The following is a 19663-nucleotide window of genomic DNA, read 5'->3' as shown; positions in this document are numbered from 1 at the left end:
TAAACTTTTATTAAAAACCCTTTAAGCTATTATGTTTAAAGGGTTTTTTTATACCTTCAATTTATCTCCAGAGCAGTAAAATGCAGGAAAATCATCGTATAATGAAGAGAAAGCTAAAAGTATTCTGGAAGTTATTAAAGGGCGCATATTTCAACTGGAACAGAAATGAACCCTGGGCCAGAAGTGCCACCATTGCTTATTATGCTCTTTTTTCGCTCCCATCCTTACTCATTATTGTGGTTAACCTTGCCGGATATTTTTTTGGCAGACAGGCAGTACAGGGAAGGATTACCGAAGAAATAGGCGAATTTGTAGGAACGGAAGCAGCCGAATCAATTGAAGGAATGGTCGCAAATGCGGCACTCACTGAAAGTTCCACCTTTGCTGTGATTTTTGGGGTGGCTTTTTTGATCTTTGGTGCCACCGGAGTGTTTTTTCAGCTAAAGGCAGCCATGAATAACATCTGGAACATTACGGCTAAAAAAAATACTGTCTGGCGGGTCGTTATTGACCGGCTAATTTCCTTTGGTATGGTGATGGTCATGGGGCTTTTAATGCTTATTTCCCTCGTTATCTCTGCAGTAATTGCAGCTCTTAGAGATTACCTGGCCTCTATAGCACCCACGGTGACTCTTTTTATGATATCTATAGCAAACTACCTTATCTCCTTTGTAATCATTACTTCTCTTTTTGCGGCTATCTTTAAATGGCTGCCCGATGTGAAACTACGATGGAAAACTACTTATTGGGGTGCAATCCTGACAACCGTATTGTTTTTGGTGGGGGAGACGGTTATAAGTTTTTATTTTGGGCAAAGCAACCCGGGATCTGTATATGGAGGTGCTTCCTCTGTTGTCCTGGTGCTTTTATGGGTGTATTATACCTGTCTCATCGTGTTCTTTGGAGCTGAATTTACCGTACAGTATGCCCTTTACAAAAATGAGAAAGTTGAGCCCAATGAATATGCGGAGCCGGCAATTTACCAGGAGCTGGAAAGACTGGAACAACGAAAAGGCCAGTTGATCGATGAAAAAAGGATCATAGATACCCTCCAGTCAAATTCCGACAAGAACAAAGAGGAAGAGAAAAAACGGGAGCAGGAAGAACAGGAAAGAAAGAACAGGAAAGAAGCCAAAGAAAGGAATAAAAAGTAGGCCTGACAGCAGTTAGTAAAGGTTTAACTTAAGAGTGCCAAACTTTATAAAGGCCTTAATACACAAAGGCTCCCATGCATTGTATCTTTGTAAAAGAATGAAAGTTTAATTTTAAAACAGAAAGATATTATGCAGAAAAGAGTAGCAATATTAGCCACAAACGGATTTGAAGAAAGCGAATTAAAATCTCCTAAGGAAGCCATGGAAAAAGAAGGTTTCAAGGTAGATATCGTGAGTCTGGAATCCGGAAAGATAAAAGCATGGGATCAGGGAAACTGGTCTAATGAATATACTGTAGACCGTACCGTTAAGGAGGCATCTGCAGATGAATATAATGCATTAATGCTGCCTGGCGGTGTCATTAATCCCGATTATTTGAGAAGGGATGAAAATGCCTTAAAATTTGTTCGCACCTTTTTTGAACAGAAAAAACCGGTAGCAGCAATCTGCCACGCTCCATGGACGCTTATTAGTGCAGGAGTGGTGGAAGGAAGAGAGATGACCTCTTTTAATTCTATTAAAGATGATTTAGTGAATGCAGGTGCAAAATGGGTAGACAAAGAAGTAGTGGTAGATCAGGGATTTGTGACCAGTAGAAATCCGGATGACCTTCCAGCCTTTAATAAAAAGCTTATCGAAGAAGTAAAAGAAGGTAAGCACGAACTGCAGCATTCTTAATCTTGAGAATATCAGCTGAAAAGAAAAAGGAACCGTTAAATGGTTCCTTTTTTTATGTCTTATTCGTAGATATAGTATAGTGATTCCTGGGAGTCAAAAACTGATAAAATCAGGAGCAAAGGAAAAAATCAATCTTCATCCTCGGGATCTTCTTCTGCTTCCTCGTCATCACCGCCTTTTTCCGGGATCTCCACGATAGGTTCATTAAAGTCGGCATCATCGTAATCATCTTCATCATAATTTGCCATGGTGTTTTCAAGACGGGTGCTTACCTTCACCAGATAAATCGCATCTTCTGTTCGCACCTCCACGGCATCTACCGTTTCATTTTTGGCATTTTTAAAAGAAATTACCTGGTCATCATCATATCCATCTGGATATTTTTCCACCAACAGGCTTAAAATTTCAGGAGTCAGTTTTTTGTAGTCAACAATTACACGTTTCATAAAGGGTACTTTGGTCATTCAATAATAGCGAAAATAACAATTCCTTTTTCCGCCGGAGTTAAAAGTATTTAAAAATTAAATTCCGGAGTTATAATAATTCTGTTTACACACTGCAAATTATTGCAGATCAATATAATATGCAAATGATTTATGGATAAGTTCATTTGGTACCTGGCAATCTATAACAGGTTTTCCTATATTCTCCAGGAGGACAAAATTAATATTTCCTCCTTCATTTTTTTTATCAAATTTCATTAATTCAATTATTTCTTCCTGATCCTTACCTGTTAACTCTATTTTTCCATAAAGGGAAACCAGAGCTTTGGAGATTTCATTCATTTTTTCTGAAGAAAAGCCGCAAACTTCAACCGAAAGATAGGTAGCCAGGATCATTCCTACAGCAACAGCTTCCCCGTGCAGTAATTTGGTTTTTCCGGAATTTTCCAGAAAATAAGATTCGATGGCATGGCCCAGCGTATGGCCATAATTAAGGCTTTTCCGGATATTTTTCTCTGTTGGATCTTTTAAAACTATATTTTCCTTGATGATGATCGATTCTTCGATTAATCCGTCCAAATCTTCGAGAGAAAGTTGATTCAGGGCAGTAAGCCTGTTCCAGTAATCTTCATCTGCGATTAAACCGTGCTTTAGCATTTCAGCCAGTCCGCTTCTCATTTCCGGAGCAGGAAGAGTTGCAAGAAAAGAGGTATCGATAAGAACCAGTTCTGCAGGTTTTATAATTCCAACCTGATTTTTAAGACTCTCCAGGTTTACGCCGTTTTTACCACCTACAGCTGCATCGACCATAGAAAGAAGGGTAGTGGGGACGTTGACCCACGCAATGCCGCGCTTAAAAGTAGCAGCAATGAATCCTCCAAGATCTGTAACGACACCCCCACCCAGATTAATCATCAGGCTTTTTCGATCGGCCCCAAGTTCAGAAAGAGCTTTCCAGATGCCGCTGCAGGTATCTATGCTCTTGTTTTGCTCCCCCGGTTCCATCTCAATCACTTCAATATCAGCCTGAGCTTCTATTCTATTCAGAAAGGGAGAAAGACAATGTTCATGTGTATTGCTGTCTACCAAAACAAAGATCATGGAAAACTTATTTTCCGCAATAAATTGGTTGAGTTTGGTGTAGGCCTCTTCGTTGTAAATGACATTTTTGGCAACAGATGTCTTTTCAGAAATTTTCATGATTCTTTAACCTTTGAAGCCCCGAAAATAAGGAGAATTATTCTAATAATTTATTCTCGTTAAGTATCTTTGTGAGATTAAATTTCAACAATGATAACCAGAAAAATATTTAATGATACTGAGATCGCCTTCAGGCTGAAATCGGATTCAGAACTTGACCGCGCTATCTTTATGTTTGAAGCCATTGACAGGCCATTCATGGTTAAGGCGGGGACAGGTCTAACGAAGCTTGCACTTAACATGCATCTTCCTGTAGAAACTTTAATAAAGAAGACTATTTTTAATCAGTTTTGCGGTGGAGAAACCGAACAGGATTGTATGCCTGTTATTAAAAAAATGTACTCTAAAAACCTCCACGGAATTCTGGATTATTCCGTAGAAGGAAAGGAAAAAGAAAGTGAGTTTGATAAGGCCATTGAGAAGAAGGTAAATATTGTAAAATTCATCAAGGATAAAGAAGAAATTCCTTTTGCCGTTTTTAAACCTACCGGAATTGGAAGATTTGAGATATGGCAAAAAGTTTCGGCAAATGCCAGCCTTACGGTGGAAGAAGGAGAAGAATGGAGACGGATAAGGAACCGGGTTAACAAGATTTGTGAAGAAGCTTACAAGAATGATGTAAGGTTGCTGGCAGATGGAGAAGAAAGCTGGATGCAGGCCGCTGCCGATGATCTTATGGAGGAAATGATGTTCAAATATAATCGTGAAAAGGTCATCATTTTTAATACGCTGCAATGTTACAGATGGGACAGGATACAGTATCTTAAAGATCTTCACAGCCGTGCGAAGGAACAGGGTTTTAAAGTGGGAGCAAAGATCGTGCGGGGAGCGTATATGGAAAAGGAAAATGCCCGTGCTAAAAAAATGAACTACCTGTCACCTATTTGTGAAAACAAGGAAGCTACAGATGTGAATTTCAACGGGGCACTTACTTACTGCCTTGCCCACCTAGAAGACATTTCGGTTTTTATTGGTACCCACAACGAAGTAAGTAATTATCTTGCTTTGCAGATCATGGAAGACAAGGGAATCGAGAAGGACGATGATCGCGTTTGGTTTTCCCAGTTGTATGGAATGAGTGAGCATATAAGCTATAACCTGGCCGAGAAAGGATATAACACCGTCAAATTGGTGCCATTTGGTCCCGTTCGCGAAGTAGTGCCTTATCTTATTAGAAGAGCAGAGGAAAATACCTCTGTGAAAGGACAAACCGGAAGGGAACTGGCACTTCTATACGAGGAAAGAAAGAGAAGAAGTGGAGAAATTATGAAAAGTAACAGGGAACAGGAACTTGTTAGCTAGATTTATATTTTATAAACTCCTGGGCTGGAGTTTTTCTGGTAACTGGCCTTCTCACTTAAAGAAATGTGTAGTAATTGTAGTGCCCCATACCAGCTGGCATGATTTCTACATGGGTCTCCTGGTGAGAAGATTATGGGGTGCAGACATAAAGTATGTTGCAAAAAAAGAGCTTTTCAAGCCTCCTTTTGGCTGGTATTTTAGATGGATGGGTGGAACTGCTCTGGATCGTACTCCCGGACAAAAGAAAGTAGAAGCGATTGCGAATATTTTCAGGGAGAAGGATGAATTCAGACTGGCTATAGCACCGGAAGGTACACGGAAAAAGGTTAAAGACTGGAAAACTGGATTTTATTACATAGCAAAATCTGCTAATGTGCCGGTGGTAATGGTTGCTTTTGACTACGGAAGGAAAACAGTTAAGGTTTCTAAACCGCTTTATACTTCAGATAATAAAGAAGAAGATTTTAAGACGATCAAAAATTTCTATTGCGGCGTTAGAGGGAAAATAGCCCACTATACCTGAAAAACAACTACAAAAACAAACAACCTCTGCTTTTCGGCAGAGGTTGTTTGTTTTTTAATGGGTTTGATATCCTAGGAATATCTAAACACCGCATTCATTTTAGAGTCTTTGTTTGGCATGAATGCTCCTTCAACTAAAAATACCTGTCCTCCCTGTTCTATTACTTTTTTGGCAGCAAGGTTCATTAAGGAAAGGTTGGCAGAACTCTCTTCATTATCTATTTGGACTGAGGCCATGTTTTCATTGTAATTTCCCCATAGATCTTCACGGTTCTCCAGGAATAATGTATCTACTTTACCTTCAAAAATAGCAGGTAAAATATCTGAAACACTTGAAGAAGTTCGTTCAGGCTTTAATTCCGTGAATTCCTCCATTTTTTTCTCTCTTTCTTTTCTGAAATGGGGTTCAAGCACATCCAGAGCTCCTGCATGTAGATCGAACATTCCATCATAATCGGCTTCAGGATTCCCCGGGACTACCTGGTGGTAAAGATGTTTATATCTGCTGGCTTCCTCGTAAATTGGGAAAAGAGAATCCTGACAGGCCACTACCAGTGGAACCTTTTCGTTATTCAAAATTCCGTAGATCCCTTTATCTACAGCTCTGAAAAACCGAAGAATTTCATTTTTTCTGTCGCGGGAAGCCGGCTCATATCCGTGTTGAGTAGAAGTTCCATCTGGATTTGCACCTATGCTGTTTCTCTGCGTTTTGTGTTTGCTGTTCTTTTGCTCATAATCATAACCCACCCTGTCTTCGAGCTGGGAAGGAACAAGGTCCTGAATTTCCACTTCTCCAACAGAATATTGAGTTGCTTCATATAGTTTTACATCTTCCAGTTGCAGGGAAAGTAAATAGAACCTTTCATTTCTGTTAAGCATGGGGACCAGTGGTTTTACGTAGAAATGATCTGAAACATATATATAGGTTTCAAAATTTACCGGTACGGTAAAATGTTCAAAAAAACCATCGGCTACGAATAAAGCGAGTCCGTCAGATTGATGGCGCCAGAAATTACTATCGCCCAATAAACCTTCTACAGGTTTTGCGAGTTTATCAATCTTTTCCTGATCGACATTCGTGGCTTTTAGTTTTTCTACTACTTTTTTCCACTGAGACTTTAAATCTCCTTTGGCCTTTTCTTCAAGGACTTCTTTTCCGGCGCGTTGCGTTGGTATGTATATGGACACGCACGGTTTGTTGTCGAAGTTTGCTAAACGTTTGAATTGTTCTTCTGTCAAAATTGGCATGGTATATTTGTTTTTTGAAGACAATCTGCAAAAGCCCGGTTTCGGACTAAAAAAAGCGGCGATTGCCGTGATTAATAAGAGTAGTTAAGTTACTTCATTTAAGGTGATTTACAAAGAAACCGTAAGCCTTCCACTCATAATTTTTCCTTAATTGAAGGGGGTTTTGCAGTTAATTTTCTCTTAATTGAAATTTGAGTAAATTTTACCACCACACGATGAAAAATCGGGTATATATCCGATCATTTTTCTTCATCCAGAGTAGGGGAGATCGCTCTTTTTTAAGGAACCCATCGACCTGTACTCTTATTTCTGAAAAGGAGTGCCAGGTGGTGTTATTTTCAGGAAGAACGGGCCAATCTGGTTTTGTTGGAGAGAAAAACCGGTACTTCCCGAAAGCAGCTTCATTAAATTCTGATGCTTTTATCCAGAAACCCTGCACGCATTCATTATTGATCCCGGGGAAATGTTGATCCAGGATCTCGCAGGGCACAAAAAGATTGGCTTTAAACAGTACTTTTTGATCAATGTTTTCGGGTTCGATCTGAAGTTCCCGAAGTAAAGGTTGTGCTTCCTTTTGGAACAGGAGTGGGAATTGCCGGGTTTCGAGCCTGATTATTTTTTTAATCAGGGAATCCCGACGATTAGGACCTATCCATCTCTCCAGTTCATTCTCAAAAGAGGGATCGTAAATGTAAAATTTGTAGACTACTTCAATATGAGAAACTTTTCCGGAGTTTTTGTTTTTCAGGATAAAATCCAGTTCCCCAAGCGTAATTTTATCAGCAAATATCTGCACGTTCTCTGCGAGCACTTCTTCTTCTTCGGAAAAATACTGAAGATAAATTCTAAAAAAACGTTCGATTCTTTTGCCCAGGACGAGATTGGAAAAAATATTGGGTTCCGGAAAAGTTTCAGAAAGTTCTTTTTCCTTCAGAAGTAACTGTGGAAATTGAAACGTTTCTGTATTCAGCCATAGGGGCGGAGTCTTCAGAAATCCGGAGAATTGTTTTAAAAACGTGTCGTTTTCAGCTGATTTTTTATCCATTAATCGGAAGAATCCTCTTTACTGAATAAAAATCCGAAGGCTTGCAAGGGACCTACATTAAGTAAAACCACATTGATCATGGCAAGAATTGGAATAGAAAGAATCATTCCTGCTACTCCCCAGACCATATTCCCCACAATCACTGCGAGAATTACAAAAAACGGATGAAGATCTACCTGATCGCCCACCACATAAGGTTCCAAAACGTAACTTTCTACAAATTGGGCTATGGCAAAAGTGATGATAATTCCTATCAATACCCCCGATTCTCCCGAAGTAAGGTACCCAAAGGCCAGTGCCAGCCCAAATCCAATAATATTCCCTACGTATGGAACCAGGCTTAAAACGGCAGCAAGAACGCTAATGAGGATAAAATTATCGACTCCTGAGATTCCCAGGCCTACAGAATATAGTACAGCCAAAAGACCAATAAGGAATAGTTTTCCCACGAGATAATGCTGAGTGACGCTGGCAGATTTTTCAATAACTGTTTTGACATCTTTCTTTTTCTCATCTGGGAAAAGCTTCAAAAGAAATTCCTTAAACCTGTGCCGGTAATTGAGCAGAAAGAAGATATAAATAAAAGTGAGCAGGTAATCTGCAAAAAAGCTCATCACCTGACTAAAGAAATTTGCCGCCTGTTCCCCGCGACTTGAAGACCCGGAGCCCATCATGGGTATGGAACTACTTTCACCTGACTGTTCCAGGTCGCCTTTCTCAACAGGAGTATGCTCCAGCACAAAACTTCGCAGGCGTTCAATTTTTGGGGTCATAGTTTCCTTGATATCCGGCCATTTATCTACTATACTTTTCACCTGAAAGGAAACAAGTGCAACAAAACCTACGGAAACAAGAAAAATAATAAAGGTGCTCACCAAAGAGGCGGAGGCACGATTCATAAACCTCTTTTCCATTTTTTGCGACAAAGGAACCATCAGCAAGGAAAGAATAATTGCAGCCGTTAGGGGAATGAGAAAACCTTTAGCTTGTGCTAGTCCCAGGAACAAAAAATAAGTTGCAAGAATAAAAAGTGCGGAATATAAAAGGATCTTTTTGCCTTTGCTCATTTCATTAGGTTTTATGATCAGTGAAGATACAAAAGCTGATTCCAAAAAGAATTAACTAAAAGTTAAAGCAATTCAAGCCTTGCAATTGTAACAGGTTTCGAGTTTTAAAGCGTAGCGAAAGGGAAAAAGGCAAAAGCACCATAAGCAAATCCCGGGAGCCACATGGCGGCTGTATTAAATTTTCTGAGTCTTACCGGTTGCGATGATCTGGTTTGGTTTGAGTGAATTTCAAACTGTAGCAGGAATAAAATAACCATCATACAATAATATTCTTTCTAACTTTGGCCCCAAACCTTTTTCTTTTGCAACGACAACGCTTTTTCTACCTGATAAAAATACAATACCTGGGATACCGGCTTCACGGCTGGCAAAAGCAACCGAAATTAAAAACTATCGAGGGCCTGATTAAAAAAACAATGAGGTTTGTGCTGGGGGAAGTCCGGTTTAAAATACTGGGGGCGAGCAGAACAGATGCCATGGTTTCTGCACAGGAAGCTGCTTTTGAACTCTTTCTTGATGATGAGCCTTTGGAAAATTTAGAAGAATTCCTGACTATCTTCAACAAAAATCTACCGCAGGATATCAGGGCAACCACTATTCAGGAGGTGGATGAGAAATTCAATATTATTCAACACCCTAAAAAGAAGGAATACATCTATTTATTTGCATTCGGGGCAAAGAGTCATCCTTTTTGTGCTCCATTGCTTGCCACATTTCAGGAAGATCTGGATATCGATTTAATGAAGAAAGGCGCAAAGCTTTTTAAAGGAAAACATAATTTCAGGAATTATTGCACCAAACCAACAGAACATACCATTTTGGAGCGGGAAGTGGAAGATTGCGAGATAGTTAAAAATACCCTCATCATAGCAAATTTCTTTCCCGAACATTCTTATGCGTTGAAAGTGAGCGGTACGGGATTTCTTCGGAACCAAATCCGGTTGATGATGGGTGCTTTGGTTTTATTGGGAAGGGGAGAACTGTCTCTGGAATACCTCCAGAAAAGCCTTTCTCCTGATATTCATGATCCTATCACTTACATAGCCCCCGGCAGCGGATTAATATTAAACAAAATTGATTTTGAGTAGTAGAGTTCCAAAAAGCTCACTAACTCTCCTTATCTAAAATTGTCAACGCCAGTCGAATGGTCCAGTAATCGATCGCCTCCTGAAAATGTTCGTAGTAGGGTTTTAAGGCATCGGGATTATCAAGTTCTACTCTGGCTTTTTGAACGGCTTCAATATCTGCTTTTGAGACGAATTTGTGCAGATCGATGTCTTCGCCGGAATCGTATAGCTTTGCTAAATGAGAATAAATGGTTGTAGTGGCCAATCCGCGTTTTTTGGAAATTTCTTCTACACCCAGCCCTTCTTTATAAAGTTCTAGCGTGACCTTATGAGTATTTCCTTTGGATGTTTTCTTTTTCTCCCGTTTTTCTTTGCTAAAGGCAATGATTTCTTTTATGAACCTGTAGCCGTAGTTCTGCATTTTCTGTCGGCCCACTCCGTTGATCTGCATAAATTCATCATCGGTCATGGGGCGCGCTTTTTCCATTTCCTTTAAAGCAGCATCATTAAAAATAAGATACGCCGGAATTTCTTCTTCTTTTGCAAGTTCCAGCCGTAACTTTCGCAGCCGCTCAAACAAATTGTCCGGAGCAGCTTTCTGTTCTTTTTCGACAACTTCTTTTTGAACCTCTGCCAAATTCACATCTGCCAATCGCACCTTTTCGTTTTCGAATAGTACATTTTTGGCTATCGCTGTAAGTTGAAGTTTGTTTTGATCGTGAAAAGCGATCTCTACATATCCTAAATTGATCAACTGGATGATATATTGCTGCCAGTCGCGCCAGGAAATATCATTTGCAATGCCGTACGTTTTTACATGCTGATAGCCTTTTTCAAGGATCACGGCATTTTGTGAACCACGCAGAACATCGATTACCACCGAAACTGGTTCCTGGCCTTTTAACCTATAAATGGTGGAAAGTGCTTTTTGAGCAATGACGGTACCGTCAAAGAATTCCGGCGGATTCATACATACGTCGCAGTTTCCGCAGTCTTCAGAAATAAGTTCGCCGAAGTAACTAAGCAAGATTTTTCTCCGACAACTTAATGCTTCGGAATATTGCTTCATCCGGTCTAGCTTTGCCAGCTGTACTTCTGCGTTTCCTGAATTTCCTGCGAATTTCTGAAGTTGTACCACATCTGCATAGCTATGGAAAAGCAGGGTAGAGGAAGGAAGACCATCCCTTCCGGCACGTCCTATCTCCTGATAATAACCCTCCAAATTCTTCGGAAGGTTGTAATGAATCACCCAACGTACATTAGATTTGTCGATCCCCATCCCGAAAGCGATCGTTGCACAGATTATTTCAGTTTTATCGTTGATAAAGTTTTCCTGAATTGAGGTGCGTTCATTATGAGCAATACCCGCATGATAGGCTGCGGCATTGAATCCGGCATTTTGGAGTTTTACAGCGAGATCTTCGGTATTCTTGCGGCTGAGGCAATAAATAATTCCACTTTCATTAGGCCGCTGGTTCAGAAAAGATAAGATCTGTCCGAATTTTTTGGTTCCCGGGCGTACCTCGAGACTCAGGTTCTTTCGGTCAAAGGAAGCAATGTGTTTTTTCGCATATGGAATATTCAACTGCTCGCAAATATCTTTCCGAGTTGCTTTGTCTGCAGTAGCAGTTAGTGCAATCATTGGGGTGGAAGGGAAGCGGTTCTTCAGGTAACCCAGCTGCGTATAGGCCGGCCGGAAATCATGTCCCCAACTGGAAATACAATGAGCTTCATCTACAGCAATGAGGCTAATGTTTCCGGAGGAAAAAACAGCATCTATGTACTGCAGACTTTCCGGGGCAACGTATAAAAGTTTCAGTTCATTCGTTTGAAGTTTACTGAAGATCTCCTGCTGTTCGGTTTCTGTCTGAGTACTATTCAGAAAAGCAGCAGGAATTCCATTTGCGGTAAGCCCGTCGACCTGATCTTTCATCAAAGCGATCAACGGCGAAACCACTAAAGTTACTCCGGGTAACAGCACGGCAGGCAGCTGATAACAAATTGATTTTCCGCCACCCGTAGGCATGATCACCAGGTTGTCCTTTCCAGCAAAAACAGCATCTACAATTTTCTTCTGTAAAGGCCGGAAACTGTCATACCCGAAATATTCTTTTAATATGCCTAAAAGTTGTGCTTCTTCCACCATTTTGCAAAGAAAACAAACCTCGCGCACTTTACAATGTTGAGATAATAATTAACAGTCAACATATAAAGGGAACTAATAAACAATCTGGAAATTCATACCGATGAAAAATTTCCAGGTAGCTGTAGGTGCTTTCCTGATTTTCTATCTTTATCTAAACCTTAATTCTTACTTTTACTTCAAAGATTAATTCTATGTCCAAAAGAAAACGGTATTTATCCAGGCGTCCTAAATCTACAAAAGCTCTTAATCAGGCACCGGGTACAGTTACCTATGTGGGAAGAAAAGAGAATACCGAAACCATTCTTGAGGTTATAGATTATAATGCCGATAGCTACGAAAGGCACAGCAATCAAACGCCCGAAGCGGCTTTTAAATTTGAAGAGGAAACAAAAACCACCTGGATCAATATCAATGGGCTAAGTAAGACAAAAGAGATCGAAAAGCTCGGAAAATACTTTGAGCTGCACCCTTTGATCATTGAAGACATCGTCAATACCAACCAGCGGCCAAAAATTGATGAATACCAGGATTACTTTTTCATAGTAGCTAAGATGCTGTACTACAAGGACGATGGGGAATTGGAAAATGAACATATAAGTATTGTACTTGGAAAGGATTATGTTCTTACTTTCCAGGAAGCCGGGGGAGATGTTTTTGATGGGGTTCGTGAGCGACTTTCAGCAAGAAAAGGTCGGATAAGAAGCCGGGGGGCCGATTATCTTATGTATGCCCTTTTAGATGCCATAGTTGACCATTATTTTGTGGTGGTAGAAGAAATGAGCGACAAGATCGAAAACATGGAAGAGCAGCTTCTAAGCGCCCAGCCCAGTGATGAGATCACCTTTGAAATCCAGGAGCTTAAACGTACTATGTTAAGGATTCGCAGAGCAGTTTTTCCACTTCGCGAAGTGGTTAGCAGGCTGGAAAAAGTAAATAGTGAACTCATCCAGGAGCAAACGGTCAATTATATAAAAGATCTTTTTGACCATATCATCCAGGTTTCGGAAAACATTGATATTTATCGGGAAATGTCCTGGGGATTAATGGATATGTACATGACCACCATAAACAATAAAATGAATGAGGTAATGAAAGTGCTGACCATCATGGCTTCCATTTTCATTCCGCTGACTTTCATTGCCGGGATCTATGGAATGAATTTCGAATATATGCCCGAACTGCAATGGAAATACAGCTATTTTGTACTGTGGGGTGTTATGTTTGTTTTGTTTTTACTCATGATCTTCTTCTTTAAGAAGAAAAAATGGATTTAGAATACCTTTTTTCATTACCTCAGAATTCTAGTAATTACAATAAACCTATTTTTGCCAGAACTGGTCTTCCCAGGCATCAGGGTCGGGAGTTTTCAGTTCGTTTTCTTTTTCACCAATTTCTGAAAGTATTTTCTCTTCCGTTTGATGCTGAATCTCCTGAAAAAGTACCCGTTCCTCAAAACGAATATGATCCTCGAGAGCCGTAGCGATCTCGGTGACTGCTTTTTCAGGATCATAGTCTTCCGTAAATAAAGCCACCAGGCGTTGATGTTCGTTTATTGCCTGTTTTCGTAAAGGATTTTGTTCTTCCAGTAATGGAAATATTTCTTTTTCCTCGAAAGCAAAATGAGGAATTAGTTGGGTTTTATAAAAGAAAGAAGCATAGGCCTTGATCCTTTCGGGAGAAACCTCTTTTTTTAATCCTTCCCTTATCTTCCAGCACAGCAAAAGGCCCTGATGGTGGTCCCGGCTAAGGGGTTTTAATCCTTCATGTCTTTTAAGAGGTGTACTCATTGTTTCAGTTTTCAGTTAAATATTATAGGTGGTTAAGCTATGCAGGAATGTTGATTGAAGCAAATAATTAAAACCTTTTAACCTGCTACAGGAAAACTTTATCTTTTTCTTAAGATTGATTATTAGCCATATACTTCACGGAGTATCTTCTATTTCTTAAATTAGAATATCAAGAAACAACTCTAATCCAATCAGCTAATTCTCTATGGAAATAGGATTTCATGCTTCGCACGAGCAATTTAAACCAAGCCGATTATTAAAATTGGTACAACAAGCCGAAAAAGCCGGATTTAAGGCTGTATTATCATCAGATCATTTTCACCCCTGGAGCAATAATCAGGGAGAAAGTGGATTTGCCTGGAGCTGGCTGGGAGCCGCCATGCAGGTTACAAAACTGCCTTTTGGAATAGTCAATGCACCGGGACAGCGGTATCACCCTGCTATTATCGCCCAGGCAGTAGCCACACTGGATGAAATGTTTCCCGGTAGGTTCTGGTTGTGTTCGGGGAGCGGGCAGGCTCTCAATGAAAACATCACCGGCGATAAATGGCCTGCCAAGGAGGTGAGGAATGCACGGCTCAGGGAATCGGTTGAAGTGATAAAGGAACTTTGGAAAGGAGAATATGTCACACATAAAGGCATCGTTCAGTTAGAAAACGCCAAGCTCTTCACTCCGCCTCAGGTAATTCCCACCATTTATGGAGCAGCACTCACTCCCAAAACTGCTGAATGGCTTTCGGGCTGGGCAGATGGAATGATCACTATTTCCAAACCGTTGGATGAATTACAGATAATGGTGGATGCCTTCCGGAAAAATGGATCCAATAAACCACTGGCGCTAAAAGTGCAGATCTCCTATGATTCTTCCGACGAAAAGGCGCTGGAAGGAGCCTGGGAACAATGGAGGAACAACATCTTTCCCAGTAAAGTAACTTCAGAATTTATTACACCCGAACAGTTTGACGATATAGGAGAGAAAGTGCGGAAAGAAGATTTGAAAAAGCACGTCCTCGTAAGTAATAAAGCATCTGTATTTATAGATAAAATAAAAGCATACAAGAAAATGGGGTTTGAAAAGATCATCATCCATAATGTCAACGAACAGCAGGAGGAATTTGTTGATTTCTTCGGAAAAGAAGTGTTGCCTGCGTTTGAATCCTGATTAGTATCCACTAACAAAGAAAGAAATGAACAAATACTGGTATAAGAATGCTATCATTTATTGCCTGGATGTAGAAACATTCAAGGATTCCAATTCCGACGGAATTGGGGATTTCAAAGGCCTCATCAACGGCCTTACCTATTTATCCAGCCTCGGGGTCAACTGCCTCTGGTTATTGCCTTTTTTTGATACCCCCAATAAGGATAACGGTTACGATGTGCGGGATTATTATAAGATAGATGCCCGGTTGGGTGACCTGGGGCATTTTGCACAATTGATAGATGCAGCAGAAGAAGCAGGAATCAGAGTGCTGATGGATTTGGCGGTAAATCATACGTCGCGGGAGCATGAATGGTTTCAAAAAGCCAGAAAAGACCGGAATTCTAAATATAGGGATTATTATATATGGACGGACGAGAAGCCCGAAGAAGAGGAAGGAAACGTTATGTCTGAAGAGGACAATTCCAGCTGGGAATATGATGAAGAAGCGGGTGCATATTACTTTCACACTTTTTTTTCTCATCAACCCGATCTTAATATTTCAAATCCAAACGTACAGGATGAGATCTTCAGGATCATGCATTTCTGGTTAAAACTGGGCGTTTCAGGATTTAGAATAGATGCCGCTCCCCATATGTTTACTGAAAAAGCAAACCATGATTTTGAAGGGGATCCGCATGAGGTGTTCAGGAATTTCAGAGAATTTGTGGAAACAAAGAAAAGAGATGCCATTCTTTTGGCTGAAGTAGACCTGGAGCCGGAAAAATACACCAATTTCTTTGGAGATGAAGACCAAATGCACATGCTGTTTAATTTTTATATAAATAATTACATGTTCCTGTCTTTTGCACGCGAAGAGGCAACTCCTATTGCTGAAGCTTTAAAAGAAATGGACCAGACTTCTGAAAAGGAACAAATGGCAATTTTTCTTCGAAATCATGATGAACTTAACCTGGCGAAATTAACGGAGAGTGAGAAGGAAGAAGTATTCAAAGCCTTCGCCCCCGATGAGAACATGCGCATTTTTGGCCGTGGCATAAGACGACGGCTTGCCCCAATGTTAGGAAATGACCGGAGAAAATTAGAACTCGCTTTTAGTCTGTTATTCACTTTACCTGGCACTCCGGTACTGCGCTATGGCCAGGAAATAGGAATGGGGGAAGACCTTTCTATGGAAGGCCGAAGTAGCGTTAGAACAGTTATGCAGTGGGCCAACGCAAAAAACGCCGGATTTTCGGATGCTTCAAAGGAAGATCTGATAAGAAATGTAATTTCTGAAGGCGAATTCGGGTACCAGAATGTCAATGTAAATGATCAACACCGCGATCCCGATTCCTTTTTAAACTGGGTAGGAAAAGTAATTGATTTCCGAAAAGAATTTCAGGAGTTTGGGTGGGGGAATTATAAAATATTAGATACAGGAAATTCAAAAGTACTGGCTCATTGCCTTAAATCTGAAAAAGGGCTTGGGATAGCAATACATAACTTTTCGGGCGAAGAGCTGACGATAAAATTAGATCTGGAAGATTCCGAAGATGTGATTGATGTGTTTGGAAATGAACGGTATGATGATTTTGATCCTAAGAAAAAAGAAATAAAAATATCTGCTTATGGATACAGGTGGATGCACAAAAGAAAGAAATTTTTATGAGTAACTTAGATACGCATTTATGGTGGCAAAAAGATATTGTTTATCAAATATATCCGCGATCCTATAAAGATAACGATGGCGACGGAATAGGGGATTTACCTGGGATCATGGAGAAACTTGATTATATTAAAGAGTTGGGTGTAAAGGTGATCTGGATCTCCCCAATTTATCCCTCTCCCATGGCCGATTTTGGGTATGATGTGAGTGATTATACAGAAATACATCCCATGTTTGGAACGATGGAGGATTTTGTCCGGCTACTTGAAGAGATCCATCAAAGGGACATGAAATTAATCCTGGATTTCGTGCCTAATCATTCCTCCAGCGAACACCCCTGGTTTCTGGAATCCCGAAAATCTAAAGACAATCCAAAACGCGATTGGTACATCTGGAAAGATCCCAAACCAGATGGGAGTGAACCCAATAACTGGCTAAGTGTTTTTGGCGGAAGCGGATGGGAATTTGATGAAAAGACAGGTCAGTATTATTATCACGCTTTTCTAAAAGAACAACCCGATTTGAACTGGAGAAACCCTGAAGTTCAGGAAGCAATGCTGAATAATATGAGGTTTTGGCTGGATAAAGGTGTTGATGGATTCAGGGTTGATGTGATGTGGCACATGATCAAGGATGACCAGTTCAGGGACAATCCTCCCAATCCGGATTACACCGAAAACATGTCTCCTTATGATAAACATCTGCAGGCATATACTACAGATCAGCCCGAGGTGCACGAGATCGTAAATAAGATGCGAAAGGTGATGGATGATTACGATGAAAGGGTGATGATTGGAGAGATCTATCTGCCGGTGGAACGACTGGTGAAATACTATGGAGAGAATAATGAAGGCACACACCTGCCTTTTAATTTTCAGCTGGTTTTATTACCGTGGAAAGCGCGGGAGATAGAAGCAGCTATCAATAAATATGAAGGTGTATTGCCTGCCAATGGTTGGCCCAACTGGGTACTTGGAAACCATGATAACGCCAGGGTTGCCAGCAGAGTAGGGCGGGAACAGGCAAAAAATGCTGTAATGCTGCTCTTAACATTAAGGGGAACGCCAACCATGTACTATGGAGATGAAATTGGCATGGAAAACGTTTTTATTCCCCATGATAAAGTACAGGATCCGCAGGAGAAAAACATTCCCGGGAAAGGTCTTAACCGTGATCCGGAGCGTACTCCAATGCAGTGGAATGATTTAGAAAATGCAGGATTTACCAACGGCGAACCCTGGTTGCCCCTTATGGACAATTTCAAGGAGGTAAATGTGAAAAATCAGGAAGAAAATCCGAAAAGTATGCTGAATTTTCAGAAGAGATTGATCCGGTTAAGAAATTCAGAACCGGCATTGCATGTCGGGGAATACGTACCCGTTAGCAGTGCAGGAAATCTGCTTTCTTACATAAGAAAATATTCGGATAAGGAATTTTTGGTGGTATTGAACCTCGGAAATTCTGAAGAAACTATGGATCCTGATATTTCCGGATACCGCGCTCTGGTAAAAATCTCCAATTATCCGGAAATAGAAAACAGGGAAATAAGTGGAAAATTTTCCATAAAACCAAATCAGGGGCTCATTGCAGAACTTAAATAAGTAACAGAAACCAAAAAAGAAAGAACATGAAGACATTTGGAAAAAAAGCCTGGGTCATAGCGGAAGGATTTATTCCATCTTACGGGAATGGTCCCAAACCGGAATTTGAAAGCCATGAAACGGCTTGTATTCTGAACACTTCCAACCAGAAAGCACAGATAGAAATTACCATTTTTTATACAAATAAAGATCCTGTAGGTCCATATAAAGCCACGGTAGAGGCACAGCGAACCAAACATTTAAGGTTTAATGAACTAAAAGATCCTGAACCAGTACCTAAAGATACAGACTATGCCTGTGTAATAGAAAGCGATGTACCGGTGGTGGTGCAACACACCCGTTTGGATTCCAGACAGGCAGAAAATGCGCTTTTATCGACCATAGCTTATTCGGAATAAATATGCAGGAGAGAAACTGGGAAAACTGGAGTGGGAGCATGACGTTTACACCGAGTGAGATCTTTACTCCGGAATCTGAAGAAGAAATTGTACAATGTGTACGGCAGGCAAAACAGGAGGGAAGAAAAGTACGGGTGGTTGGTGCAGGGCACTCCTCTTCTCCTTTAGTGAAAACCAATGATATTTTACTGTCCCTGAAACATTTTAAAGGAGTCGAAAATCCTGATCTTGAAAAATCCAAAGCTACGATACTGGCAGGAATGACAGTTAAGGAAGCAGGAAAAGACCTGCACAGGTATGGATTGGCCATGCACAATACGGGTGATGTGGATGTACAAACGGTAGCCGGAGCCATTGGAACCGGCACTCACGGCACCGGAAAAAAGCTTCGGAACTTATCTTCCATGCTCGTGGGAGTACGAATGGTCACCGGGGAAGGTGAAATTGTTGATACTATTATTGAAGAAGATCCCGAATTGTTCCGGGCGCTACGGGTGGCAATGGGCACCTGTGGAATTTTCCTGAAGATGCGATTGCAATTGCAGCCAACTTTCCAGCTGCACAGAAAAGAATGGTGCGTCCCACTGGATTTTTGCCTGGAGAACCTGGAAAATCTACAGGATAACAACCGGAATTTTGATTTCTACTGGTATCCACGCAGTGATATTGCCAAAATCAGATTGATAAATGAGGTAGGTGAGGGCATGCCGGAGATTTCTGCAGGGAAACTGGAGTTCGAAAAAAAAGGCCATAGTCATTTAATATTACCACGTTCAAGACATTTAAAGTTTGATGAGATGGAATATTCCCTTCCTGCAGAAAATGGTCCTGCTTGTTTTGAAGAGGTGAGGGAACTAGTAAAAAATGAATTCCGGAAGGAAGTTGCATGGAGAGTCCTATATCGTACAATAAGATCGGATGACGCTTTCATTAGCAGCATGTACAAAAAGGAATCGGTAACGATTTCCCTGCATCACAATGCCGGCTTACCTTTTTGGGATTATTTCAGGAATATTGAACCAATTTTCAGGAAATATGGAGGAAGACCACACTGGGGCAAAAAACATACTTTAAAAGCAAATGACCTTAAGGAGCTTTACCCGGAATGGGAGAAATTTCAGGAGTACCGGAAAAAATTCGATCCGCAGAATGTTTTTCTCACCCCTTATATGAAAGAACTATTAATATCTTAACA

The 19663-nt window shown here is 40.6% G+C and carries 18 protein-coding genes; 11 read left to right on the top strand and 7 right to left on the bottom strand.

What is annotated here, in order from left to right; all coding sequences use genetic code 11:
- The first annotated feature begins 101 nt into the window (after positions 1–101).
- Positions 102–1154: a YihY/virulence factor BrkB family protein gene (locus IE056_RS05915; RefSeq protein ID WP_189603756.1), complete on the top strand. Its 1053-nt coding sequence runs from the start codon at positions 102–104 to the stop codon at positions 1152–1154.
- A gap of 129 nt (positions 1155–1283) precedes the next feature.
- Positions 1284–1832 (top strand): type 1 glutamine amidotransferase domain-containing protein, encoded by a 549-nt coding sequence (locus IE056_RS05910; RefSeq protein ID WP_189603755.1) that lies wholly within the window; start codon positions 1284–1286, stop codon positions 1830–1832.
- Between the two features lie 128 nt (positions 1833–1960).
- Here IE056_RS05910 and IE056_RS05905 read toward each other — a convergent pair whose 3' ends face one another.
- Positions 1961–2278, bottom strand: a complete 318-nt coding sequence (locus IE056_RS05905; RefSeq protein WP_189603754.1) for a hypothetical protein — start codon at positions 2276–2278, stop codon at positions 1961–1963.
- Positions 2279–2395: 117 nt separating this feature from the next.
- Entirely contained in the window at positions 2396–3475 is a 1080-nt protein-coding gene (gene aroB, locus IE056_RS05900; RefSeq protein WP_189603753.1) for a 3-dehydroquinate synthase, read from the bottom strand.
- A 90-nt stretch (positions 3476–3565) separates the two neighbouring features.
- Here aroB and IE056_RS05895 point away from each other — a divergent pair, with 90 nt between their 5' ends.
- The gene (locus IE056_RS05895) at positions 3566–4777 is read left to right on the top strand and encodes a proline dehydrogenase family protein (protein WP_189603752.1); all 1212 of its coding nucleotides are present in this window, start codon (positions 3566–3568) and stop codon (positions 4775–4777) included.
- On the top strand, positions 4767–5300 hold the full coding sequence (locus tag IE056_RS05890; protein WP_189603751.1) for a 1-acyl-sn-glycerol-3-phosphate acyltransferase: 534 nt from the start codon (positions 4767–4769) through the stop codon (positions 5298–5300). Before IE056_RS05895 ends, IE056_RS05890 begins: the two co-directional genes overlap by 11 nt.
- A 71-nt stretch (positions 5301–5371) precedes the next feature.
- Here IE056_RS05890 and IE056_RS05885 read toward each other — a convergent pair whose 3' ends face one another.
- The 3 genes from IE056_RS05885 to IE056_RS05875 form a co-directional block, all read right to left on the bottom strand.
- On the bottom strand, positions 5372–6547 hold the full coding sequence (locus IE056_RS05885; protein ID WP_189603750.1) for a baeRF3 domain-containing protein: 1176 nt from the start codon (positions 6545–6547) through the stop codon (positions 5372–5374).
- Positions 6548–6749: 202 nt separating this feature from the next.
- Complete coding sequence (locus tag IE056_RS05880) at positions 6750–7592, bottom strand: DUF1853 family protein (protein ID WP_189603749.1); 843 nt, start codon at positions 7590–7592, stop codon at positions 6750–6752.
- Positions 7592–8659, bottom strand: coding sequence for an AI-2E family transporter (locus IE056_RS05875; protein WP_189603748.1), 1068 nt, complete (start codon positions 8657–8659; stop codon positions 7592–7594). The genes IE056_RS05880 and IE056_RS05875 overlap by 1 nt, the downstream gene beginning before the upstream one ends.
- 302 nt (positions 8660–8961) lie before the next feature.
- Here IE056_RS05875 and IE056_RS05870 point away from each other — a divergent pair, with 302 nt between their 5' ends.
- Positions 8962–9747: a tRNA pseudouridine synthase A gene (locus tag IE056_RS05870; protein WP_189603747.1), complete on the top strand. Its 786-nt coding sequence runs from the start codon at positions 8962–8964 to the stop codon at positions 9745–9747.
- A 19-nt stretch (positions 9748–9766) separates the two neighbouring features.
- Here the strand turns inward: IE056_RS05870 and recQ are convergent, their stop codons facing one another.
- The gene (gene recQ, locus IE056_RS05865; RefSeq protein ID WP_189603876.1) at positions 9767–11872 is read right to left on the bottom strand and encodes a DNA helicase RecQ; all 2106 of its coding nucleotides are present in this window, start codon (positions 11870–11872) and stop codon (positions 9767–9769) included.
- A 191-nt stretch (positions 11873–12063) separates the two neighbouring features.
- Between recQ and corA the strand changes: the two genes are divergently transcribed.
- Positions 12064–13146, top strand: coding sequence for a magnesium/cobalt transporter CorA (corA, locus tag IE056_RS05860; protein WP_189603746.1), 1083 nt, complete (start codon positions 12064–12066; stop codon positions 13144–13146).
- Positions 13147–13191: 45 nt separating this feature from the next.
- Here corA and IE056_RS05855 read toward each other — a convergent pair whose 3' ends face one another.
- Positions 13192–13659 carry a hemerythrin domain-containing protein gene (locus IE056_RS05855; protein WP_189603745.1) on the bottom strand — a complete coding sequence of 156 codons (468 nt, stop codon included), beginning with the start codon at positions 13657–13659 and terminating at the stop codon, positions 13192–13194.
- Between the two features lie 205 nt (positions 13660–13864).
- On the opposite strand from IE056_RS05855, the gene IE056_RS05850 reads away from it, so the two are divergent.
- Genes IE056_RS05850 through IE056_RS05830 form a run of 5 tightly spaced genes read left to right on the top strand, consistent with a single transcriptional unit; the run spans position 13865 to position 19661 of the window.
- On the top strand, positions 13865–14821 hold the full coding sequence (locus tag IE056_RS05850) for a TIGR03885 family FMN-dependent LLM class oxidoreductase (protein WP_189603744.1): 957 nt from the start codon (positions 13865–13867) through the stop codon (positions 14819–14821).
- Between the two features lie 25 nt (positions 14822–14846).
- Positions 14847–16472 carry an alpha-amylase family protein gene (locus IE056_RS05845; RefSeq protein ID WP_189603743.1) on the top strand — a complete coding sequence of 542 codons (1626 nt, stop codon included), beginning with the start codon at positions 14847–14849 and terminating at the stop codon, positions 16470–16472.
- Complete coding sequence (locus IE056_RS05840) at positions 16469–18070, top strand: alpha-amylase family glycosyl hydrolase (RefSeq protein ID WP_189603742.1); 1602 nt, start codon at positions 16469–16471, stop codon at positions 18068–18070. The genes IE056_RS05845 and IE056_RS05840 overlap by 4 nt, the downstream gene beginning before the upstream one ends.
- Positions 18071–18096: 26 nt before the next feature.
- The gene (locus IE056_RS05835; RefSeq protein ID WP_189603741.1) at positions 18097–18468 is read left to right on the top strand and encodes a sensory rhodopsin transducer; all 372 of its coding nucleotides are present in this window, start codon (positions 18097–18099) and stop codon (positions 18466–18468) included.
- A gap of 38 nt (positions 18469–18506) precedes the next feature.
- Entirely contained in the window at positions 18507–19661 is a 1155-nt protein-coding gene (locus tag IE056_RS05830; RefSeq protein WP_229793668.1) for a D-arabinono-1,4-lactone oxidase, read from the top strand.
- The last annotated feature ends 2 nt before the right edge of the window (positions 19662–19663 follow it).

This window comes from Salinimicrobium marinum, assembly GCF_014651535.1.
Lineage (GTDB): Bacteria > Bacteroidota > Bacteroidia > Flavobacteriales > Flavobacteriaceae > Salinimicrobium > Salinimicrobium marinum.
This window is presented reverse-complemented; position numbering and strand designations above follow the sequence as displayed.